The sequence below is a fragment of the Pseudoalteromonas sp. 2CM36K genome, assembly GCF_023161865.1.
Classification (GTDB): domain Bacteria; phylum Pseudomonadota; class Gammaproteobacteria; order Enterobacterales; family Alteromonadaceae; genus Pseudoalteromonas; species Pseudoalteromonas tetraodonis.
This window is the reverse complement of sequence record NZ_JALNTK010000017.1, coordinates 44,359-66,504: the sequence shown is the minus strand read 5'-3', so window position 1 is coordinate 66,504 and position 22,146 is coordinate 44,359. Positions and strand designations below refer to the sequence as shown.

The 22,146-nt window shown below is 40.9% G+C and carries 20 protein-coding genes; 10 read left to right on the top strand and 10 right to left on the bottom strand.

Features of this window, described 5'->3' with window-relative positions:
- Window positions 1–123 precede the first annotated feature (123 nt).
- A complete protein-coding gene (gene chrA / locus MTN97_RS11835; protein WP_248474466.1) occupies window positions 124–1,275 on the top strand; it encodes a chromate efflux transporter in 1,152 nt (383 codons plus the stop codon).
- Here chrA and MTN97_RS11830 read toward each other — a convergent pair.
- Genes MTN97_RS11830 through speA form a run of 4 tightly spaced genes read right to left on the bottom strand, consistent with a single transcriptional unit; the run spans window position 1,235 to window position 6,243 of the window.
- Window positions 1,235–2,494, bottom strand: a complete 1,260-nt coding sequence (locus MTN97_RS11830) for a mechanosensitive ion channel family protein (RefSeq protein WP_036980491.1) — start codon at window positions 2,492–2,494, stop codon at window positions 1,235–1,237. The two genes, chrA and MTN97_RS11830, sit on opposite strands and share 41 nt — an antisense overlap.
- Window positions 2,491–3,411, bottom strand: coding sequence for an acetyltransferase (locus MTN97_RS11825; protein ID WP_036980492.1), 921 nt, complete (start codon window positions 3,409–3,411; stop codon window positions 2,491–2,493). Before MTN97_RS11825 ends, MTN97_RS11830 begins: the two co-directional genes overlap by 4 nt.
- 18 nt (window positions 3,412–3,429) lie before the next feature.
- Entirely contained in the window at window positions 3,430–4,302 is an 873-nt protein-coding gene (locus MTN97_RS11820; RefSeq protein ID WP_076922746.1) for an acyltransferase, read from the bottom strand.
- A gap of 60 nt (window positions 4,303–4,362) precedes the next feature.
- The gene (gene speA / locus MTN97_RS11815) at window positions 4,363–6,243 is read right to left on the bottom strand and encodes a biosynthetic arginine decarboxylase (protein WP_214552471.1); all 1,881 of its coding nucleotides are present in this window, start codon (window positions 6,241–6,243) and stop codon (window positions 4,363–4,365) included.
- Between the two features lie 199 nt (window positions 6,244–6,442).
- Here speA and speE point away from each other — a divergent pair, with 199 nt between their 5' ends.
- Together speE and MTN97_RS11805 are read left to right on the top strand one after the other, a co-directional pair.
- Complete coding sequence (gene speE / locus MTN97_RS11810) at window positions 6,443–7,306, top strand: polyamine aminopropyltransferase (RefSeq protein WP_064662884.1); 864 nt, start codon at window positions 6,443–6,445, stop codon at window positions 7,304–7,306.
- Window positions 7,307–7,444: 138 nt separating this feature from the next.
- Window positions 7,445–9,487, top strand: a complete 2,043-nt coding sequence (locus tag MTN97_RS11805) for a glycoside hydrolase family 97 protein (RefSeq protein ID WP_248474465.1) — start codon at window positions 7,445–7,447, stop codon at window positions 9,485–9,487.
- 41 nt (window positions 9,488–9,528) lie between these two features.
- Here the strand turns inward: MTN97_RS11805 and envZ are convergent, their stop codons facing one another.
- Both envZ and ompR read right to left on the bottom strand, forming a co-directional pair.
- Complete coding sequence (envZ, locus tag MTN97_RS11800) at window positions 9,529–10,842, bottom strand: two-component system sensor histidine kinase EnvZ (RefSeq protein WP_138626731.1); 1,314 nt, start codon at window positions 10,840–10,842, stop codon at window positions 9,529–9,531.
- A 5-nt stretch (window positions 10,843–10,847) separates the two neighbouring features.
- Entirely contained in the window at window positions 10,848–11,567 is a 720-nt protein-coding gene (ompR, locus tag MTN97_RS11795) for a two-component system response regulator OmpR (RefSeq protein WP_036980498.1), read from the bottom strand.
- 183 nt (window positions 11,568–11,750) lie between these two features.
- Here ompR and greB point away from each other — a divergent pair, with 183 nt between their 5' ends.
- From greB to MTN97_RS11775, 4 genes are all read left to right on the top strand, one after another.
- Window positions 11,751–12,224, top strand: coding sequence for a transcription elongation factor GreB (gene greB / locus MTN97_RS11790; protein WP_024602196.1), 474 nt, complete (start codon window positions 11,751–11,753; stop codon window positions 12,222–12,224).
- A 124-nt stretch (window positions 12,225–12,348) separates the two neighbouring features.
- Window positions 12,349–12,654, top strand: coding sequence for a hypothetical protein (locus MTN97_RS11785; protein WP_024602195.1), 306 nt, complete (start codon window positions 12,349–12,351; stop codon window positions 12,652–12,654).
- A 55-nt stretch (window positions 12,655–12,709) separates the two neighbouring features.
- Window positions 12,710–13,288, top strand: a complete 579-nt coding sequence (locus tag MTN97_RS11780) for a CBS domain-containing protein (RefSeq protein WP_069438581.1) — start codon at window positions 12,710–12,712, stop codon at window positions 13,286–13,288.
- Between the two features lie 168 nt (window positions 13,289–13,456).
- Window positions 13,457–15,772 (top strand): Tex family protein, encoded by a 2,316-nt coding sequence (locus tag MTN97_RS11775; protein ID WP_248474464.1) that lies wholly within the window; start codon window positions 13,457–13,459, stop codon window positions 15,770–15,772.
- 61 nt (window positions 15,773–15,833) lie between these two features.
- On the opposite strand, the gene MTN97_RS11770 is transcribed toward MTN97_RS11775, so the two are convergent.
- The 3 genes from MTN97_RS11770 to bioH form a co-directional block, all read right to left on the bottom strand.
- On the bottom strand, window positions 15,834–16,691 hold the full coding sequence (locus MTN97_RS11770) for a putative metalloprotease CJM1_0395 family protein (protein ID WP_248474463.1): 858 nt from the start codon (window positions 16,689–16,691) through the stop codon (window positions 15,834–15,836).
- A gap of 6 nt (window positions 16,692–16,697) precedes the next feature.
- A complete protein-coding gene (locus tag MTN97_RS11765) occupies window positions 16,698–17,006 on the bottom strand; it encodes a hypothetical protein (protein ID WP_248474462.1) in 309 nt (102 codons plus the stop codon).
- Window positions 17,007–17,098: 92 nt separating this feature from the next.
- Entirely contained in the window at window positions 17,099–17,836 is a 738-nt protein-coding gene (gene bioH / locus MTN97_RS11760) for a pimeloyl-ACP methyl ester esterase BioH (RefSeq protein WP_248474461.1), read from the bottom strand.
- Window positions 17,837–17,910: 74 nt separating this feature from the next.
- On the opposite strand from bioH, the gene MTN97_RS11755 reads away from it, so the two are divergent.
- Window positions 17,911–18,588: a ComF family protein gene (locus tag MTN97_RS11755; protein ID WP_248474460.1), complete on the top strand. Its 678-nt coding sequence runs from the start codon at window positions 17,911–17,913 to the stop codon at window positions 18,586–18,588.
- 2 nt (window positions 18,589–18,590) lie between these two features.
- On the opposite strand, the gene MTN97_RS11750 is transcribed toward MTN97_RS11755, so the two are convergent.
- A complete protein-coding gene (locus MTN97_RS11750) occupies window positions 18,591–21,140 on the bottom strand; it encodes a M14 metallopeptidase family protein (protein WP_248474459.1) in 2,550 nt (849 codons plus the stop codon).
- A gap of 146 nt (window positions 21,141–21,286) precedes the next feature.
- Here MTN97_RS11750 and nfuA point away from each other — a divergent pair, with 146 nt between their 5' ends.
- Both nfuA and MTN97_RS11740 read left to right on the top strand, forming a co-directional pair.
- Window positions 21,287–21,862 (top strand): Fe-S biogenesis protein NfuA, encoded by a 576-nt coding sequence (nfuA, locus tag MTN97_RS11745; protein ID WP_036980513.1) that lies wholly within the window; start codon window positions 21,287–21,289, stop codon window positions 21,860–21,862.
- A 13-nt stretch (window positions 21,863–21,875) separates the two neighbouring features.
- On the top strand, window positions 21,876–22,145 hold the full coding sequence (locus MTN97_RS11740) for a hypothetical protein (RefSeq protein WP_036980514.1): 270 nt from the start codon (window positions 21,876–21,878) through the stop codon (window positions 22,143–22,145).
- Window position 22,146 lies beyond the last annotated feature (1 nt).

Genomic DNA, 22,146 nt, shown 5'->3' with positions numbered 1-22,146 from the left:
CAATGAAGAATAACGTATAAGCGTTGATATTGCCTATCAAATAAGGAAGTAGTGATAGCGTTTCATAATAATGTCATACTTGTTTGTGACAATTTTACGATTTATCAAAAGGCGATTGCCACTATGTTAATTGCGATTTTTAGACAGTTCTTTTTGCTTGGCTGCATGAGCTTTGGCGGCCCTGCCGCGCATTTAGGTTACTTTAAGCACCACTTTGTTGATTCGCTTCGCTGGTTAAGTACAGCGCGTTACGCGCAGCTAATTAGCTTAAGTCAAGCTCTGCCAGGCCCTGGGTCAAGTCAGGTTAGCTTTGCTATTGGCGTAGAACGTGCGGGTGTACTCGGTGGTATCGCTGCGTTTATAGGCTTTACCCTGCCTTCTTTTTTGATTATGACTCTGCTTGCTATTAGTGCTCACCAATTTAACGCCGTTTATTTCGCAGTTATTACTGGGTTAAAACTCTTTGCCGTAGTAATTGTTGCTGATGCGACCCTTAGTATGTCGAAAAGCTTTTGCACCAGTGCGGTACTTAAACTTCTGGCAATAATGAGTACTTTAGCACTGATTTTATTTCCTATGTTGGGCACTCAAATCGCCATTTTAGTAACCGCTGCCATTATCGGTGCTTTATGGCCTTTACTTAACTTAGCTAAATCTACAGAAAATGTTAGCAGAGAAAAAAACAACATCAATTGGATTGCTCTTGTCTTATTTGCACTACTACTTGCCATCAGCTTTATCCCACTTGGCGAAAACGCTGCGTTATTTGCACCTTTTTACCAAGCAGGCGCCATGGTATTTGGTGGCGGACATGTTGTGTTGCCAGTACTTCAAGCGGGTGTGCCTACGTTAAGTGATGATCAATTTTTAACGGCTTACGCCAGTGCTCAGGCTATACCTGGACCGATGTTTACTATAGCGACCTACTTAGGCGCGCAGCTAACTACCGAGCAGCCAATAATGGGCGCAATCATAGCTACATTATTGATATTTACCCCTGGTTTTTTACTGATGTTGGCATTTCAAAAAAGCTGGATAAACTTGGCCAGTAACCCTCGCTTTGCCAGCTCAATTGCAGCGCTTAATGCTGCTGTAGTTGGTTTTTTGGCTGCTGCATTGTATTCGCCCATTTGGACTTCAGCCGTAAGCAATGTTTGGCATATCGCATTAGTGATTGCTGCATTTGCATGGCTACGTATGAAAAAGCCACCTATTTGGTGGCTATTATTATTGTTTATTGGTGTTGGCCTTGGACAGCATTATTGGGCACTTTAATGCTGGGCTTACCCGCCATATTCGCCCCGTCAGCTGGGCTTAATTGCCCACTGACACTTTGATAAGCGCGCAGCCCAAACACAGGTAATACGGCCAGTAAATGGTCCATAATTTCAGCTTGTAAGTGCTCGTACGATATCCAACGTTTGTCTTCACTGAAGCAGTAAAATTCAATCGGTAAGCCATGATTAAGCGGTTGTAGTTCACGCACCATAAGTGTGAGCGAGGTATTGATTTTACTGTGTTGTTTTAAGTAACCCTCTGCATAGCGACGAAATAGCCCTAAGTTCGACACCGGATCGGGAAGTGTGCCTAGTCGAATATATTCTTGCAGTGGTATAGCCGCTTCTATTTGCGCTTTAAAGTCATCATCAACTAAAAAGATGCTGTTCATATCAATGTTTAAAGAACGTTTAATACGTCGCCCACCAGATTCTTGCATACCGCGCCAATTTTTAAACGAACCGGCCACCAGCATATAAGTGGGTATAGTCGTTATGGTATTGTCCCAATTACGCACTTTTACGGTATTAAGTCCTAAATCAATTACTTCGCCATCGGCGCCGTAGTTATCTACTTGGATCCAGTCCCCATAGGTCACTAAACGATTAGCGGCAATTTGAATGCTGGCGACAAAACCTAATATGGTGTCTTTAAATACCAATAACGTTACTGCCGCTATGGCACCAAAACCAGAGAGAATATAAGTCGGCGATTTTTCAAGCACAATACTAACAATTAATATTGAACACACAATAAAGGTGATTAGCTTCACTACTTGAATTAGCCCTTGAATAGGCACTTCGCGGGCAAAGTCTAGTTGGTTATAAATAGCGCCAGCAATGCTCACTATGCTGCTAATAATAAAACCTATATAAATAATTAATAATGCTTGGCCAATGGTTTTAAGGATCTCTTGAGCAATTGCATTAACCGGATAAACACTATCAAATGTGGCTAAAAAAAGTACACAACATAACAAGCAAGCAATTCGTTTATTCAGCTTAGTTAACATAGGTGTCAATGAACCAATACGCTCAGGAGAGAGTTTAGTCACCACCTTTTGAATACCCGGTAACATTAAGCGACGAGTAAATAAGTAAACAAATAATAATGAAAGAATGCCAATTGATGAGGCGGTGATGGCACTGAGAAAAAAAGCATCGGGGACTTTTTCAAACCAAGGAGTAATTAGCTCCTGTAGGTGTGTTTTGCTCATGGTATTTCAATTTCCTTACTGGGTGTTAATTCAGTACTAGCTTGCTGAATATGAATAGCGCTTAATTGCTTATCTTTTACAGTCCATAAGTTATTTAAGTATTGCTGAAATTGGGCCCTGAATGCCTTATCGGTTTGGTAACTGCCAATCATCTGTGTATTTATTGGCATAACCTCAATAGTAATATGAATAGACTCCAACTCGCCTTTTAAAATATTACGACACACATGATCTGACTGACCGCTATACACTAAACTGGTGTTAAGCATAGCGTCAAACTGCTCGTTTAAAACCTCTAAGGCAAAAGCAGTTCCACCAGCCTTAGGCTTTAATAAATGCTGAAAAGGGCTTTGTTGATGCAGGTGCTTTTGCGCAGTAAAACGCGTACCTTCTACAAAGTTAACTATGGTTGTAGGATGATGACGAAAGTTACGGCAACTGCGCTTAGTACGCTCGACATCTAAGCCTTTTAAATTCGGATTTTTAGCCAATTGCGCTTTGGTCACTCGTTTCATAAAGGGCATACCCATCGCCCACGCACCAGTGCCAATAAATGGCACGTATTTAAGCTCATCTTTTAAAAAAAACTTAGGAGCTGGTAATGCATTTAACGAGCTTAATACCGCAATATCAAGCCAGCTAATATGATTACTGATTAGCAAATACCAACTGTTGGCATTCACCTCCCCACTAATATTAACTTTAATATCATTACAGCCTAGCCACAGCCCTAAGCGGTTACCTTTGCACCACCCTTTATACGCACTGTGTAATAATTTACTCACTACAGGTATGGGCAGCACTAATTTAACTAACCCTAGGGTAAGCACTAATGCGCCAAATATTATTAAATTAGCAAATAAAACACAGCCAACAATTAAGCCATTTAACCAATTAGGTAACCATTTTTTTAGCATAACTGTCAGCTCATTTTGTTATTTTTGTTTGAGATTAACCAACGTCTGGTTTTTTTCTTCCCACACGCGATTTAATTCACTTTGAAAGCGTACTCTAAAGTCAGGATCATTAGTGTAATCACCAATTAAGTCGTCACTAACGCCTTTTACTTCAACATGTACATCAATGTGTTTTACTTTACCGGCTGCAAAATCCATAAAGGTAGGAATGCCCTCAGGGTAATGAATAGTGACATTTACCACTTTAGAAATTTGCTCACCCATGGCTTGCATTACAAACGCCACACCACCCGCTTTCGGTTTAAGTAAGTGAGTAAACGGGCTATTTTGACGCGCATGCTTTTGCGCTGTAAACCGCGTCCCTTCAACAAAGTTAACCACACTGACTGGCATTTCTTTAAATTTTTCACAGGCTTTACGAGTGGTTTCTAAATCTTTACCGCGCAACTTGGGGTTCTTTTTTAATTGACTTTTACTGGTGCGGGTCATAAAAGGAAAGTCAAGTGCCCACCAACATAAACCTAAAACAGGCACGTAAATTAACTCTTTTTTCAAAAAGAAGTTTAAAAAAGGTATTTTTCGGTTAAACACCCGCTGTAACACTAAAATATCCACCCAGCTTTGGTGGTTAGCAATGACTAAGTACCAATCTTTTAATTTAAGCTCTTCAAGGCCAATAACATTAAGTTTAGTTGGCGTTAATAACGTTTGATTTAACGTGTTGAAGGTCACCCAAATAGAGGCACATTGCTTGGCCGTCCAGCTCATTAATTTTTGAAGTCCCTTAATTGGGATTAACTTAACGATGCCACAAATAAAAATAGGCACAAACCAAAAAAGAGTGTTTATTGTATAAAAGAAAATACTAAATACACTGCGAATAACTGACATTACTTCTATTCCTTTAAATATCGCGCAGCCACTAGGACCGCGCTTAACTATGCAACTAAATTAATCTTCAAAATAGGTGTAGCCCTCAAGTCCTGCATTGAGCTCGGCTAGATACCCTTCTTTACAGTGTTCTGATACATCAAGTTTATTAATTTGAGTGGCAAAGTTATCAGCTAATAACTCGCTATCATAATCAACAAATTTTAATACATCCTTAACGCTGTCACCTTTAATGGCATTGGTTAATACATATCCTTGCTCATTAAGCTCAACATGGACTGAGTCGGTATCACCAAATAGGTTATGTAAGTCACCTAAAATCTCTTGGTATGCCCCCACCATAAACATGGCAATATGATACTGCTGACCTTGTGTATATTCAGGGATAGGTAAACTTGTTTCAATACCCGCACCTTCAACGTAGTCTCGTATTTGCCCGTCAGAATCACAAGTAATGTCTTGGATAATCGCGCGCTGAGTGAGCGGCTGCGTTAGGTTTTCGATGGGCATAACCGGAAATAACTGCTGAATACCCCATACATCAGGTAATGACTGAAACAATGAAAAATTCACAAACAGTTTATCGGCTAGTTTTTCGTTTAAATCATCCAGCACTTCGCGGTGAGCTCTTGCATTAGAGCTTAATGAAGCACGAACACGATGTAAAATAGTAAAGTAAAGCTGCTCTATTTTCGCCCACTCTAGCATGCTCACTAAACCATGCACGTATTGATCGTGTGCTTCGCTAAATAAGTGCATAGCATCATGATATATTTCAAGTGCCATACGTGGGTTCAAACGTTGTAAGCATTGCCACATTTCATCTAGCACTAATGCGCTGTTTTCCAATGGCGGTTTTGGGTTTAAATGATTCGGTGCTTTTTCTACATCAATGACATCGGTGATCAACACTGCATGATGAGCCGTTAATGCACGGCCAGATTCTGTAATAATCGCAGGATGCGTTAAGTTATGCTGATCGCACACATCGGCAAATGCATTCACTACATTACGTGCGTATTCTTCGACTGTGTAGTTCATTGAGCAGGCACTACGTGAGCCTGAACCTTCGTAGTCAACGCCAAGCCCGCCACCCACATCAACCGTATTTAGCGGTACACCGTATTGAGTTAATTCAGCAAAATGGCGAGCACATTCGCGCAAGGCACGATGAATATCACGAATATTGGCGATTTGAGAACCAATATGAAAATGCACCATTTGCATTAAATGCAACTTGTTATGTTGCTTAAGTACTTCCACTGCACTAAGTACTTGCCCTGCGGTTAAACCAAACTTACCTTTTTCACCACCGGTATTTTGCCATTTACCTTTACCAACCGAATTTAAGCGAATGCGAATACCAATAGCAGGCTCAATACCTAAATTATCAATTTCTTCAAGCAATGTGGTTAGCTCAGAGAGTTTTTCGACCACAATTTTAACGTTGTGCCCCATTGCTTGACCAATACAGGCTAAACGTAAAAACTCACTGTCTTTGTAGCCGTTGCATACAATTGTAATAGGCTCTTTCGCCACCCCTAAAATGGCCATTAGTTCAGGCTTAGAACCGGCTTCAAGTCCCACTAAGCCACTTGGGTGAGCTAATAACTTACTCACAACAGAGCGCTGCTGGTTTACTTTAATAGGATAAACACAGGTGTATTTGCCGTTATATTCTCGGTTAGTGCGCGCTTGAGTAAAGGCATTGGTGAGCGTATCGACACGATTTTTTAAAATATCAGTAAAGCGCACCAGTACGGGCAATGTTAACCCTTGTTGCTTAAATTGCTCAGTAAGCTGACTTAAAGAAATGGCAGGTTTTGTTTGGTCGCCATCAGGATAGGCTATCAACTCACCTTGTGCGTTAATATCAAAATAACCATCGCTCCAATGAGCAACATTGTATGTAGCACGTGCTGTTTCTAAACCCCAAGTCATGGCAACTCTTCTTTATTAAATTAGGTGTAAAGGGGCATTTTAATACGTCACTATCTGCTAAGCTAACAAAAATTGAACTTTCCCCTCTTTATAGCTAACTTTATTCGCTAAAGAGAGTAAAATTTGATTGAGCAATAGGCCAAGCACTGGCAGAATTGCCTCCTTTTTTTCATACTCAACCAAAAGTGTAACAACAACTATGGCAAATTTAGATCAAAGTAAGTGGTTTACTGAAATTAGCGACCGCGATGGCAGCGCATTTTCATTACGTATTAACAAAAAGTTAGATGAAAAACAGTCTCCTTTTCAAAAAGTAGAAATGTTTGAAACCACAGACTTTGGTAATTTAATGATCATTGATGGTTGTACTATGGTAAGCAGCCGTGAAAACTTTTTTTACCACGAAATGATCAGCCACCCAGCATTACTGGCGCATCCAAACCCAAAAAACGTCGTTATTATTGGTGGCGGCGATTGCGGTACATTACGTGAAGTGCTCAAGCACCCAAGTGTAGAAACTGTTACACAAATCGATATTGACGAAGTGGTTACCCAAATGTCGTTAAAGTACTTCCCTGAGTTATGTGAATCAAATAACGACCCACGTGCTACTGTGATGTTTGACGATGGCATTAAATACATGCGCGAAGCAGCTGGTGAGTCTATTGATGTAGTGATTGTTGATGGTACTGACCCGGTAGGCCCAGGTGAAGGTTTATTTAACCATGCGTTTTATACTAGCTGTTTAAACGCACTTCGCCCTGGTGGAATACTGGTACAACAAAGTGAATCGCCATTAATGCATATGCCACTGTTGGTTGAAATGCGCGAAGCTATGCTAAGTGTTGGTTTTAACGATTTACAAACACTCCCATTCCCACAACCTATTTACCCAAGTGGGTTATGGTCAGTGACACTAGCTCGCAAATCTGAGGCATTTAATGGCTTTAGAGAAGACGGCGCAGCAATAATTGCACAGCATAGTGAATACTACAATGGCGGCATTCATCACGGTGCACTCGCAACACCTAATTACATGAAACGCGCTTTTGATAAAAAATAATAACTTATAAATACAAAACAGGGCCGCTAGAGCCCTTTTTTATGTGTTTAATTACATTGAATACGTTTGCAGTCATCTCGTAATAACCCCACCTTCACTTTATGCTCATAGTCTACAATTTGACATAAAGGACACACAATGAGATTACCTTTACTGCTAGTTGCTTTACTTTCAAGCAGCGCTTTTGCAAAAGAAGCCATGCTGGAATCGCCTGATCAAAAAATTAAAATCATCATATCTGATCAATCTTCATCTCCTTACTATTCTATTAGCTTTAATGGTAAACCTGTTATTGCGCAGTCACATTTAGGTTTTAGATTTAAAAGCCAAGCGCCATTTGATGAAGGTTTTGTTATTAGTGAAGTAACCCACTCACAGACAGATAGCCAATGGCAACAGCCTTGGGGTGAGCGCCAAACCGTTGTCGACAAGCACAATGAAATTGCCGTTACCTTTAATAAACCCGCCCCCCACGGTGGCACATACACAGTGCGATTTAAAGCCTTTGATAGCGGTGTGGGATTTCGCTATGAAGTCCCTAAACAAGCCGATTTTGAAAAAACAGAAATTACTAAAGAGCTGACCGAGTTTGCCATCGCCGGTGCCGATAAAGCCACCGCATGGTGGATACCTGCTCGCGGTTGGAATCGTTACGAATATGTCTACAACACCACAGCCTTACAAGATGCTGCACTCGCTCACACCCCTTTTACCTTTAAAAATGGTAACGGTGTACATGTCAGCATTCATGAAGCAGCCCTAGTCGATTATGCGGGCATGGTGCTTAATCAACGTCGCCCAGGCACTTTTAGCGCCGATTTAACGCCATGGTCAGATGGTATAGCAGTCAAAAAGTACGGTGCATTTAATACGCCTTGGCGCACCATTCAAATTGGCGAACATGCGGTAGACTTAGTTAATTCAGATATTATTTTAAATCTAAATGAGCCAAATAAGCTCGGTGATGTGTCCTGGGTTAAACCAGGCAAATACGTAGGTATTTGGTGGGGCATGCACATCAATGAGAATACTTGGGGTAGTGGCGAAAAACACGGTGCTACCACAAAAAATACTAAATACTACATGGACTTTGCCGCAAAATACGGCTTTGATGGTGTATTAGTGGAAGGTTGGAACACCGGTTGGGATGGCGACTGGTTTTTTAATGGCGATGTATTTAGTTTTACCCAACCATATGATGACTTTGATATTGAGGAGCTTACCCGCTACGGTAAGCAAAAAGGGGTGCAGTTAATTGGCCACCATGAAACCTCAGGTAACGTAACAAATTATCGTAATCAAATGGAAGACGCTTTTGCGCTTTACGAGCAATCAAATGTAAGCCAAATTAAAACCGGTTATGTGGCCGATGGTGGCAATATTAAACGCATTGATGAAAACGGCATTGCCCGTTTTGAGTGGCATGACGGTCAATTTATGGTTAATGAGTACTTATACAACGTTAAGCTAGCTGCAAAACATAAAATAAGTATTAATACTCATGAGCCAATAAAAGACACCGGCCTTCGCCGTACTTACCCTAATTGGATTGCTCGTGAAGGTGCTCGCGGCCAAGAATTTAACGCATGGGGCACGCCACCCAATCCACCTGAGCACATTCCAATGCTTGCTTTTACGCGTATGCTTGCAGGCCCAATGGACTTTACGCCAGGTATTTTTGACATGAGTTTTAATGGCTTAGGTGGCGATACAAATCGCCCGCAAACAACGCTGGCAAAGCAATTAGCACTTTATGTCGTAATGTACAGCCCAATTCAAATGGCGGCTGATTTACCTAAAAATTATTTAGCTAAGCCCGATGCTTTTCAATTTATTCAAGACGTACCGACCGATTGGCAACAAAGTATTGCGCTTGATGGAGAAGTAGGCGACTTTATTGTATTTGCACGTAAAGAACGTAAACGCGATCAGTACACCGGTAATGACTGGTACTTAGGCGCTGTAACTGATGAAAACGCCCGCACCATTGAGGTTAAACTCGACTTCTTAGATAAAGATAAACAGTTTGAAGCGCAAATCTACAAAGATGGTGTTAAGGCAGAGTGGAAGAACAACCCTTACGATTTAAAAATAGAAAAACGCACTGTTACCGCAAATGATAAACTCACACTAAAATTAGCCACCAGTGGTGGTACAGCCATTCGTTTTAAAGCACTATAAAATGGTTAAAGCTATCCGCATATAACGGCGGATAGCTTTATTTAGTTTTGATTAACCACTTTAACCGGTAAATATATTTGCGCACTTAAACCACCTTCAGGGCGATTAGAGAGCACAACCTTGCCATTATGCATGTCTATAATGCGTTTAATAATAGCTAAGCCTAAACCACTGCCTTCACTGCCTCGTGCAGCGTCACCTTGCTTGAATGGTTCGAACACTGATTCTAATTCACTCTCAGGAATACCTGGGCCATTATCATTAACCGCAATAATGACGTACTTTTTATTGCTATTAAAATAACTTTGCACCTCAATATCCCCTTGCGAGTAACGCAGTGCATTTTCAATCATATTCGTCACTACTCGCTTAATAGCCACTGAGCTTATGGGAATATTACCTAGGTTAGGATTGCTTTCAAACGTAATAACACGTTGATGCTTTAATTCACTTTGTACGACTTCGGCTACTAACGCATTGATATCTTCATAGCTCTGTTCTTCACAATTATGATGGCGTAAATATTCAATAAACTGATCAATAATGCCATTCATATCTTCAATGTCGTAAATAATACCTTCGCGTAAATAATCATCTTCATCAACCATCATTTCTGTGGCTAACCTAATACGGGTAAGCGGCGTGCGTAAGTCGTGAGAGACACCGGCCATGAGTAATCGACGATCATTTTCAAGGGCTGCAATACCTCGCGACATTTGGTTAAAAGCCCGCGTTACCTCAATAACTTCACTTGAGCCTTGTTCTTGTAACTTAGTACTAAAATCACCAACACCTACTTTTATTGCCGCTTGTTGCAGTGCTTTTAATGGTCGGTTCAAATGCCTTGCAAATAACCACCCGCCTAATACACTTAAGAAGCCTATACTGGATAAGTAAAAAGTTAGAAATTCAAGATTACTTTCTTTAAATCCGGTTAAGGGAACTTTAACCCAATAGCCCGGTGCTTGCGGGGCTTCCACCCAATAAATAAGTGGTTCGGTTTGACTAATGCGTACCCGAGAAAACCCATTCAACTGCTCTGACATACTTCGCGATAGCCCTGAATACTCACGACTTTGTCCTAAGCCATTGCGCATCGCTTCACGCTGAGTCATCACCTCAATACCGGTTATTTCAAAAAACTTTTCTGAAACTTCATCGGTTACTTCAACACCATCTTCCCAGTCAATAAATACAGTTTTAATTTGCTTAGCGAGCATCAAATTAACTTGCTCAATGGTGGGTTTAACAACATATAAACTTACTGTGACGTAGGATACAATTTGGTTAATCAGCAACAAAGCTGCCACTAAAAAAACAGTTTGCCCAAACGCACTACGTGGAAACATCCCCATAATTATTACTTTTCACCATCAGGAACAAACACATAACCTAATCCCCATACAGTTTGAATATAACGCGGGTTAGCCGCATCCACTTCTATCATATGGCGAAGGCGTGACACTTGCACATCAATACTACGCTCTAGCGCACTGTAATCACGACCTCTTGCCAAGTTCATTAATTTATCACGACTTAACGGCTCTCGAGGGTGAGATACCAACGCTTTTAATACGGCAAATTCACCACTTGTGAGCGATACGGTATTATCCCCTTCGCTCATTTCTCGTGTGGCTAAATTTAAGGTAAATTTACCAAACTTGATTAAATTCTCTTCTACTGAGGGCGCCCCTGGCACTTCTTTTGATTGGCGACGTAAAATTGCTTTTATGCGGGCAAGTAACTCACGTGGATTAAACGGTTTAGGAATATAATCGTCAGCACCGAGCTCCAAACCAATAATGCGGTCTACTTCATCACCTTTAGCGGTCAACATCACAATTGGGATTTGGTTTTCTTTTTGACGTAACCGTCTGCAAATAGAGAGCCCGTCTTCTCCGGGCAGCATTAAATCAAGCACCATTAAGTGAAAGTTTTCACGCTCAATAAGCCTATCCATTTGCTGTGAATCGGCGGCTGTTCTAACAATAAATCCTTGCTCTACTAAATAGCGCTCAAGCAAACTGCGCAAACGTTTATCGTCATCAACCACTAATACTTTTACTGTCTCTTGTCCCATAATCTGTTGCTTATTTTTATAATTTATTAATAGTTAATATAAATGAAAAACTTAATAATAAAAAACTAATTAAGTGCTTAGATTGTTACTGAACATTTCAAACCCATTGGTGGCTATTTTATCTCGACAAGCTGCCTTTATTTTAATACCGTGCCACACATGAAACTTAAACAAGAATACGGCGTGAAAACAAACTTAATTACTCGCGAAGGTTATTTACAACTTCAGCAAGAACATGACCATCTTTGGAATGTAAAACGCCCAGAAGTCACTAAAATTGTGAGTTGGGCTGCAAGCCTTGGTGATCGCTCTGAAAATGCAGACTATCAGTATAACAAGCGTCTATTACGCCAAATAGACCGCCGAGTGCGCTATCTACGTAAGCGCATCCCCGATTTAAAAATTGTTGATTACTCACCCGTGCAAGACGGTAAAGTTTTTTTTGGTGCTTGGGTTGAAATAGAAAACGAGGCTGGGGAGTGTAAGAAGTTTAGAATTGTCGGTCCCGATGAAATTTATGATCGCAACGATTACATTTCTATTGACTCACCGATGGCGCGAGCACTATTAAAAAAACAAGTAGACGATGATTTTGAGGTCATGACCCCTCAAGGTGCTAAGCAATGGTATGTAAATAATATTTCCTACCAAAAATAAAACGGCTTAGTCTTGATTCAGATCATATTAACTTTTTATTGTTTATATTATCTGAGTACGCTATAACTAAAGTAACTCAAGTTATGATGTATTAATTTGAGAGTAGTTAATTAAGGTCGTCACTATGTCAAACATTACAGCGCGCATATTACAAAATGCCCTATTGTTTACACTATTTATGAGTGTAAGTTTGACATTGCATGCAACACCCAAAAATACGCAAATTGATGCTGGTTTTACACCTGCAGAATTTATTGTTTGCGATTCTCCTGACCAAGCAAACCTCGACACCGATATAGACTCTCATGTCGGTGTTATTGCGCTTAGAGAAATTCAACCACTTCCTTTAGCGTTTTACTTTCATTATGAAAGCAGCCTTTTAGTCACACCTTACAGCCATGCACACCCGCGAGCGCCACCCGTTATTTAGTTTAATAACTTGCTTTTAAACATTATTAAATTTTATAACTAATTAGGTGGATATTATGTCTAACTTTAAAGAACTCCGTACCCAAGATATTTCTCATGGCACTATTGCGAATACATTTACTAATGAAGCTGTCATTGATTTAACTTCACCTGCTACACAAGTGGTGACTAGTTTTACTGATACAAGCCCGATGCGTGCATCGTTTGATACAACAATTGAACAAGCGTCAAAACAGTTAACGACTCAACGCTCTGATTTTATTTTGGTAACTGATGAGCAGCAAAAGCTAATAGGTATAGTGGCGAGTGCTGATTTACAAAGCTCAAAAATCATGATTTTAGCACAGCGTTTAGGCTTGCCTCGTAGTGAAATTAGCTTGCGCTATTTAATGACACCGCTAAGTAATTTAATGGGTGTAAGTATGAAAAGCTTAAGCTACTCATGCATTGGTGATGCACTGCAAACTATGGAACATCATGGCGCTATGTTTTTATTAGTCACTGCGGCTAATAATGAAATAAGTGGTTTAATTTCAGCACGCGATATAGCACGTAAGCTGCAAATTCCTGTTCATATTAGTCCAATAGCGCACACATTTAGTGAAGTACTCGAAAGTATAGAGCACCCTCACTAAATCAGCTTTTTATTAGTATAGTTCCAACCCCAGTAATGGCATCTTAAAGCAAGTAAAATAGCTTGCTTTAAGAGCTTTTTATTACCCTCCCCTGTGATATTATTCAAGACATTGACGCATCAGTTAACTTCTTAGCTGGTCTTATTTTTTGTATTAAAAGGTTTTTGCATGAGCGATATCTCTGCACGTTTAGCAACTGAGCTAAATGCACAACAGCAACAAGTGGTTGCAGCAACAAAGTTACTTGATGAAGGCGCAACCGTCCCCTTTATTGCCCGTTACAGAAAAGAAGTGACCGGTGGATTAGATGACACCCAACTACGCCTTCTAGAACAACGTTTGTCTTATTTACGTGAACTTGAAGAGCGTCGTGGCTTTATTCTATCGACGATAGAATCTCAAAATAAGCTTACCGGGGAATTAGCAGCTGATATAAAAGCAGCGCAAAGTAAAACCGAGCTTGAAGATTTATACTTGCCTTATAAGGCAAAGCGTCGCACTAAAGGTCAAATCGCTATTGAGGCCGGTTTAGAACCTCTTGCTAATGCGTTATTTAACGACCCAATGCTCGACCCAGAAGCTGAAGCCGCTCACTATATTAATGCCGATAAAGCCATTATTGATACAAAAGCAGCCCTTGATGGTGCCAAATTTATTCTAATGGAGCGTTTTGCTGAAGACGCTAAATTACTCGCTAAGTTTAGAAGCCATATTAGTCAAAATGGAGCAATTGAGAGTAAGTTAATTGATGGGCAAGAACAAGCAGGTGCTAAATACAGAGACTACTTTGAACATCAAGAGCCGTTAAAAAAAGTGCCCTCGCACCGTGCATTAGCCATGCTAAGAGCACGTAATGAAGGCATTTTACAGTTAACGATTAACCCTGAGCCAAGTGCTGAAAATCCAGCCCAGTTATGTGCCCAAATGATCAGTGATCATTACCGCCTAGATATTAAAAACAAACCTGCTAGTGCATGGTTATTAACTGTGGTGCAGTGGGCATGGAAAATTAAGCTTGGGCTACACTTAGAAAATGAGTTTTTAGCCGCAATGCGTGAAAAAGCCGAAACCGGTGCCATTGACGTATTTGCTAAAAATTTAAAAGATTTATTAATGGCAGCGCCTGCAGGCCCTCGCACGACACTTGGTTTAGATCCCGGCTTGCGTACCGGCTGTAAAATTGCGGTAGTCGATAGCACAGGAAAACTGCTCGCTACACAAACAATCTTCCCACATGCACCACAAAATCATTGGGATAAATCACTGCGCACGCTCGAGCAATTATGTCGCCAACATAAAGTTGAGCTTATTGCGATTGGTAACGGCACTGCTTCTCGCGAATCAGATAAACTAGTTGGTGAGCTTATCAAGGCAAATACGGAGCTTAAACTAAATAAAATCATGGTCAGTGAAGCCGGCGCTTCGGTGTATTCTGCGTCTGAATTTGCCGCTAATGAGTTCCCAGATTTAGATGTATCTTTACGCGGTGCAGTATCTATTGCACGTCGCCTACAAGATCCATTAGCTGAACTAGTTAAAATAGAGCCTAAGTCTATCGGTGTAGGCCAATATCAACACGATGTATCACAAAGCCAACTTGGGCAAAGCCTAATTTCTGTAGTAGAAGACTGTGTAAACAGTGTGGGTGTTGATTTAAATATGGCCTCAGTGCCTTTGCTTGCACGTGTTTCTGGCTTAAACAAAACGTTGGCTCAAAACATTGTAAACTACCGTGACACGAATGGGTCATTTACAAAACGTAGTCAGTTGAAAAAAGTAGAACGCTTAGGGCCAAAAGCATTCGAACAAGCGGCTGGGTTTTTACGCATTAATAATGGCAGCGATCCGCTAGATAACTCATCAGTTCACCCCGAAGCATACCCTATCGTTAAGCGTATTTGTGAACATAACCAGGTAGACGTAAATAACTTAATTGGTAACAGTGAATTTTTAAGTAAACTCGCTGCAAACGACTATATTAACGATAAATTTGGCTTACCAACCGTGACTGACATTATTAGCGAGCTTGATAAACCAGGTCGCGATCCACGTCCTGAATTCAAAACCGCGGAGTTTAAAGCCGGTGTTGAAAAAATTAGTGACCTCAAGCCTGGTATGATTTTAGAAGGTGTGGTTTCTAACGTTGCTAATTTTGGTGCATTTGTTGATGTAGGTGTTCATCAAGATGGACTCGTGCATATTTCAGCTATTACTAACAAGTTTATTTCAGACCCACGCGAAGTGGTTAAAGCAGGTGACATTGTTAAAGTAAAAGTGGTTGAAGTCGATGCTGCTCGTAAACGCATTAGTTTTACTATGCGCCTGGATGACGACATAGACACCAGCAATAAAGCGACACCGCAAAAGCCTCGCAGCAATAATACCAACCAAGCACGAGCGCCTAAGCCTAAACGCGATACAGGCAATGCGATGATGGGGAATGCCTTTGCTGACGCCTTTGCTAACGCAAAAGTGAAAAAGTAATTTAAACGATATATTTAAAAATAAAAAAACCGCCTAGGCGGTTTTTTTATTTTTTAATCAGCTAAATTTGCGCTGAAAATTCGCTCTGGATCGCGGGGGATGTGGCCAGTTGATAAAAGCTAGCAATGCGTCCTGCACGCGCTTCAACTTCAATATCACGCGATTGCTCTTCGCTTTTAGCGGTTTTTAGTTCTGAACTTTCACTATTAGAAAACGACGCACTGACTCTGCTTTTATCTTCGCTGCTGTCTTCGTCATCAGCTGAAGCTAACTCAGCTTGTGCGGCAGCCATTTTCTGTGTGGCGTCTGCCGCAATCGCTCTGTCGGCACCTGAGGGTTCTGCTGGTGCTAGTGCAGCAGCACGTACCGTTTGCATTTTATCGATGGTTGCTTGCGGATCGCCATTGATAACCCCAACATCAATCGGTACTTCACCACCTACGGCATAATTAGTGCCATCGGGGCCTCTTTGGTATTCGTAACTGGGTGAACCGGCATATTGTCCACCAACAGCGGCATGCGCTTGCTCGTGGGTTCGCACTTCGGTATCACGAGCTTTGAGCTCTTTAATTTGTTGCTGTTCTTGCTCAAGTTGAAGCTCTTTTTGCTCACTAACTTCTTCGGCAGCTTGCTGTTTTTCTTGCTCGGCATCATCTTGATCACTATCAGCATTGCCTTCGCGTTGTTCAATAGTTTTGTTGTCTGCAATTTTGCCGCTTGCAGTATAAGTTGAACTATCGCTGTTACCAGGTAGTTTGGCTTTTTCTGCATCACTTTGAGCTTTGTTTTCAGTACTACCGGCGGTGTTTGCAGCGGCTGGGGGAATGACTTCACGTAACTGATTGTCACGCCGAGCAGTCTCCGTATAAACATTTGCAGTGTTTATATTGATAGACGGAAACGGCGTGACGATATTCATGAGGAATTACACTTTAATATCAACTAAAGTGCCTAGTACATCATCTGCAGTTTGAATTGATTGCGTGTTAGCCTTGGCATTAAACTCTTCAACTTTCAAGCTTACTAATGCATCATCAATTCGTGCAGGTTGAGATACCGGCGCGGTTACGGCTTCTTCAGGGCGAGCAGCCGTTAATTGACGTTGCTGCGCTAATTGAGAATCATCTTGCTGCTCTATGCTGGCACGGTTAATCTCAGCGCTGGCCTTTTCAATACCTTGGCTGGCTCTATTAAACCCTTCAACACCGCTATTAAATACAGATCCAATCGGCATAATAATAAACCTCAACCAAATAAATATTGTTTAATTATCGCTCAAAAATCACGCAAAATAAAGCTTTAAACCGCTGTATTCATGGCTTTGCTTCAAAGCATTGATTTAACGGCAGATAAAAATTCGTTTTTATGAGAAATAAATGGCGCATGGGATGCTTTGTCTATCACTTCGTACTCAAAGCCAGAATTAAGTGCGACCATTTTTTCAATTGCTCGATAAGGAACGAGAGAGTCTAAACGCCCAAAAATTCCACTAATCGCGACGGGACAGTGAGAAAATAATTCACGTAAGTCTTCACTTTGCAGTATATCTAACCCCGCACTTAATGCTTGATTACTCGGCGGCGGTGACTGACTCAATAGTTGTTTTAGCTGTTTTACATCATCTCGCGCCGACTCACTGCCCATCGCTTGAATCGCCAAAAAGCGCTCTATCGTTTTTGAACGCTCTTGCAATAGCTGTTCTTTAAACTGTGTGAGCACTTTAGGTTTAATACCTTCCCAGGGCAATTGCTCTACAAAAAAAGGAGTGGAGGCAACTAAAATAACTTTTGACACTTTTTCTGGCCAATGTTTGGCAATATAAATGGCAAACAAACCGCCTAAAGACCATCCCATCAAAACAGATTGTGGTTTTAATTGCTGACTCACCAACTGAGCTGCATCATGTAAAGTATACGGTTCCAAAGAGACATCATGATCACCGTAACCAGGTAAGTCTAAACAATGTACCTTACCAGAATATAAAAATTCTAATTCTGGTTTTATTAACTGCCACACGCCTTGGTTCATTCCCCAACCATGCAACAACACACATTCATTTTGCATATTTGCCTAACCTTAACCAAACTTAAATCTATGATAGCGTTTTAGGGGGAGTTTGTAATGAGGAGAATCAGCGAATGAAACTTAGCCTAACTGATTGGCTTTTTCCCTCGTATTGCGTGTTGTGCCAGAATCAGATACACAGCTCACTGGGACTATGTCAGTTTTGTTTAGATGACCTGCCTTTGCTAGATTTGGCTGAGTATGACAATTTATTTTACCGCCCAGATATTGTAGAAATGTTTCCTAACTGCAGCTTTGAGAAACTATTTGCCTGCGCTTTTTATCAACCCCCTTTTGATTTATGGCTAAAACAACTCAAATTTAATAATCAAATTCATTACAAAAAAGCACTACAGCAAGTCATCAAAAAACAACTTACTACTTTTACTAATAAACAGCATTTAGCTGCTGCTGTATTTATTATTTTACCTTTGCACAAGTCGCGTTTTTTTAGTCGAGGATTTAATCAGGTTACCCAAGTATGGCAGCCTTGTTTGTCATCCTTTAATGTCTTGAATAATGTTTTAATACGCAATAAAAACACCTCGGCACAGTCACAACTGAGCAAAACAAAGCGGATAAAAAATTTACAGCAGGCTTTTTCATGTACTGCCAATTTAGAGGGTAAAACGGTGGTCATTATTGATGATATTATGACCACAGGTGCAACACTCAATGCAGCCACCTTGTCGCTAAAAGAAGCGGGCGCTAAACAAGTCTGGGCATTTACGACCTGTTTAACGCCACTTTAGATTTAGTTACCACTGACACGAAAGGTATGACCGAAAAATAAAGCGTTACTTAATAATCGGCTGGTGCCATACCAGTAACCTCTAAATACAGGGTTGTCTGTCATCGCAATCACACTACCTCGACCATAAGAGTGAGCCATTAGCGCAGCACCACCGGCCACTTGCTCTACATTAACTGCATCAGTAAAACCAGCAAGTAACGGCTGTTGTGTATAGGTGAGTATATTTACAAACGGCGCTTGCGAGGCTTCAAGTAACCAGGTACTGTTTTTAAATACTGGCAGAGTGTCACGCTTAAATGAAAACGTCAGTGGGTGCGTAGTATCTACATCAGTATTAAATATAGCGCCTGCAATACGCTGGCGACCCGCTAGATGGTCTTTGTCTGCATATTTTAAACCTTGAGTATCAAATGCGCTGGCAACATCTTTACGTGATAAGTAGTTTGCTTTTAATAACTGCTGATCAGCTAAGAACTTTGCCCCACCTTTATGACCCCAAATAACGCCGCCTTTTCTCACCCAGCTTTTAATTGCCACTTTGTCGGTATCAGATAACGTCGAATAATCGCCATGCGCCAAAACAATATGGCTGTAATTACTGAGCTCTAAAGACGCTAAACGATTCATTTCAACAATGGTTGGCGCTACGCCTACAAAGCGATCTAGGTAATACCACACTTCACCTGCTTCATATTGGCTAACCCCTTTACCGCCAACTAATAACACCTTAGGCGCAGAAACAACCGCCATAGAGCGCGAGCCTAAGTCGGCACCTTTACTGGTTAAGCCTGTGGTAATTGGCTTAATTTCAATATCAAATTGGCTTTGTGCTTGGTTTAGCTTTGCCACCCAATCAGTCTCTGTTTGTAGTCCTGCAGGGATAATAATACTGCCAGCATCAAAATTTATCTCATTACTCGTTGATGTTGCGGTTAATGGTTTTAATGCAACACGTGCTTTAATACCTTGCTGTAACAGACTATTGAGCATTTTTGGGGCAAGCATGTCGTCCCAAGCAAATCCATAGGCATAGTTTTTAGTTAGCGGCGTTAAAACAGGCTGTTTTGCTTTTTGCCAAGCCGTAGTATCAACCTCTAATCCCCAGCGGCTGTTTACTTTAGCAAATGGTAAATTAAACGCATGCGCTAATGTCCAACCTGATACATCGTAAAAAGTGTTATCGGCAAAGTTTTGCTGTTCACTAAAAATAGCTTTAACTAATCGGTATTGTGGTTGCGCAAGCGGCACAAAATAGCTATTAGCGGTAAAGTTTTTACCTTCAGCTTTTAGTCCCTCTTTAACTGGATAAGCATTGATTTGGTGCTGTTTAAGTATGCTTAAAAAATCGTTAATACGTGTTTTGTCTTCCCCACCTTGAACAATATAACCTTGATAGTCTTCATCTTTGGCAAGCTCAACCGCTTTGTTATAAAAGTTAGCCTGATACTCAAGTAAAGCTTGGCGGTTATCAATTGCCGCTTTAAACGTTGATAAGCTCGTTAAAAGTTGGTTTTTAATCGTAAACGCAAAAGTTAGCGGGCCATTGATCGTTTCTTGAATATGGCCACGAGAACTTGCTTGTTCAAATAAAATACCGACACCACCATTTACATCAGGGTAAGTTGAACCTTTGCCATAATAAAAGTCATCAAAGCTTTCTTCTGTAAAATACAGTGCATTGTTTTCATCTAAAGTTTTTGCATGATAATTTGCAATTGCTTTTGTTAAGCTCACATTTTCTTCAGGGGTAATGGGGTGTTTACGACTTGGGATCCCTGGTTGAAAAAAGTAGCTACTGTTTGGTCCCATTTCATGAAAGTCAGTTAAAATATTAGGTTTCCAATAATGAAACTTGGCTATACGCGCTCGCGACTCAGGGTGCTGCAGTAAAAGCCAATCACGATTTAAATCAAACCAGTAATGATTGGTACGGCTACTTGGCCAGCTCTCTACATGCTCACGCGTTTGCGGATCTGACGATAAGTTCATTCCACGATTACTATTAGCCCAATTAGCAAAACGTGCTAAGCCGTCTGGGTTAAGCGACGGGTCGAGTAAAATCACCGTGTTGTTAAGTAGCTCATTTATTTCATCACCTTGCGCGGCTGCTAAATAATAAGCCACTAGCAAGGCAGCATTACTCCCTGACGATTCGTTACCATGAACACTGTAACCCATCCACACAACACTTGGCTGCTCCGCTGTTTTATTGTTTGAATTATTTAGGCGAGTTAAGTGTGCTTGGCGAGTTTGCTCTATATTTTTTAGTTTGTTCGCTGCGGTAATAGTGAGCATAACTAGTGGGCGTTGCTCGTGGGTACGACCTATTACTTCAAAATTAATTCGATCACTTTTTTGAGCTAAAATTTCCATGTAGCGAACAAGTTGGTCATGCCTTACATGCCATTCACCCACTTGATAACCAAGTACTTTTTCAGGTGTTGGAATGCTGGGTTCAAATTCAACCTGTTGCTCAAAAAAATACGACAGGGGCTTTGCCACACTTGAAAAACTGGCTAGTATCACCATTACTGTTAATATAAACTGCATATAAATCACTCTAAAAATGCTTGTTAATTGCACGCTACCATTGCTTAAAATAGATGCCAACTTTTTTCGCTCAACACTAGCCGCAACACGATGAGCGGAGTATGATATGCAGTATCCGAGTAATTTAGTCAAGTATAGACGGTTTTATGATTTCAATTTCCGAAACAGCGCAAGCGCATTTTGCTAAGCTATTAGCAGATCAATCTCAACAAACGAATATTCGTGTGTTTGTTGTTAATCCTGGTACATCACAAGCTGAATGTGGTGTTTCTTATTGTCCAGAAGACGCGGTAGAAGAGAGCGATATTCGCCTAAACTTTAACGGTTTTGACGCTGTTGTTGATGCCGAAAGCGCGCCTTTTTTAGCCGAAGCTGAAATTGATTTTGTTACTGACAAAATGGGCACTCAGCTAACTCTAAAAGCGCCTAACGCTAAAGCACGTAAGCTAGGTGAAGACGCAAGCCTAAATGAACGCGTTCAACACATGCTAGAAACAGAAGTTAACCCACAACTTGCAAATCATGGCGGCCAAGTAAGCTTAGTAGAGATCACCGCTGCTGGTGTTGCTGTGCTTCAATTTGGTGGTGGTTGTAATGGTTGTTCTATGATTGATGTCACACTAAAAGAAGGCATTGAAAAAGAAATGATTGCTAAGTTTGATGAGATCACCGGTGTGGCTGACATAACCGATCACGAAGCTGGCGAGCACTCTTATTACTAAGTATTAACCCACTATGCTAAAGCCACTTATTTACCGCTTAGGGAGTGACCCTAAGTTGAGTTTAAAGCGCTTTTTTCGCGGCCTAGCACTGTTTGTGCTGGCCGTGATATTTATCACTTTGGGTTATTACAGCCATTATAGTTTACAAGTCATTGGCTTAGTAATTTTAGCACCGGCATTATTTTTAGCATTCTGGGGCTACGCGGGTATTTTTGCCAATCGTTTTTCGCAAGTATTGAAAAACATCCCCGCCAAAAATAACGACCCCGATCTGTGGAAATAAC

Coding starts and splice junctions, on each gene's coding strand:
- MTN97_RS11740 (WP_036980514.1), top strand. CDS start 21,876: ATGCTAAAGCCACTTATTTACCGCTTAGGGAGTGACCCTAAGTTGAGT.
- bioH (WP_248474461.1), bottom strand. CDS start 17,836: ATGCAAAATGAATGTGTGTTGTTGCATGGTTGGGGAATGAACCAAGGC.
- MTN97_RS11830 (WP_036980491.1), bottom strand. CDS start 2,494: ATGAGCAAAACACACCTACAGGAGCTAATTACTCCTTGGTTTGAAAAA.
- MTN97_RS11820 (WP_076922746.1), bottom strand. CDS start 4,302: ATGTCAGTTATTCGCAGTGTATTTAGTATTTTCTTTTATACAATAAAC.
- MTN97_RS11825 (WP_036980492.1), bottom strand. CDS start 3,411: ATGCTAAAAAAATGGTTACCTAATTGGTTAAATGGCTTAATTGTTGGC.
- MTN97_RS11775 (WP_248474464.1), top strand. CDS start 13,457: ATGAGCGATATCTCTGCACGTTTAGCAACTGAGCTAAATGCACAACAG.
- MTN97_RS11805 (WP_248474465.1), top strand. CDS start 7,445: ATGAGATTACCTTTACTGCTAGTTGCTTTACTTTCAAGCAGCGCTTTT.
- MTN97_RS11770 (WP_248474463.1), bottom strand. CDS start 16,691: ATGAATATCGTCACGCCGTTTCCGTCTATCAATATAAACACTGCAAAT.
- speE (WP_064662884.1), top strand. CDS start 6,443: ATGGCAAATTTAGATCAAAGTAAGTGGTTTACTGAAATTAGCGACCGC.
- envZ (WP_138626731.1), bottom strand. CDS start 10,842: ATGGGGATGTTTCCACGTAGTGCGTTTGGGCAAACTGTTTTTTTAGTG.
- MTN97_RS11765 (WP_248474462.1), bottom strand. CDS start 17,006: ATGCCGATTGGATCTGTATTTAATAGCGGTGTTGAAGGGTTTAATAGA.
- speA (WP_214552471.1), bottom strand. CDS start 6,243: ATGACTTGGGGTTTAGAAACAGCACGTGCTACATACAATGTTGCTCAT.
- chrA (WP_248474466.1), top strand. CDS start 124: ATGTTAATTGCGATTTTTAGACAGTTCTTTTTGCTTGGCTGCATGAGC.
- MTN97_RS11755 (WP_248474460.1), top strand. CDS start 17,911: ATGAAACTTAGCCTAACTGATTGGCTTTTTCCCTCGTATTGCGTGTTG.
- nfuA (WP_036980513.1), top strand. CDS start 21,287: ATGATTTCAATTTCCGAAACAGCGCAAGCGCATTTTGCTAAGCTATTA.
- MTN97_RS11785 (WP_024602195.1), top strand. CDS start 12,349: ATGTCAAACATTACAGCGCGCATATTACAAAATGCCCTATTGTTTACA.
- MTN97_RS11780 (WP_069438581.1), top strand. CDS start 12,710: ATGTCTAACTTTAAAGAACTCCGTACCCAAGATATTTCTCATGGCACT.
- MTN97_RS11750 (WP_248474459.1), bottom strand. CDS start 21,140: ATGCAGTTTATATTAACAGTAATGGTGATACTAGCCAGTTTTTCAAGT.
- ompR (WP_036980498.1), bottom strand. CDS start 11,567: ATGGGACAAGAGACAGTAAAAGTATTAGTGGTTGATGACGATAAACGT.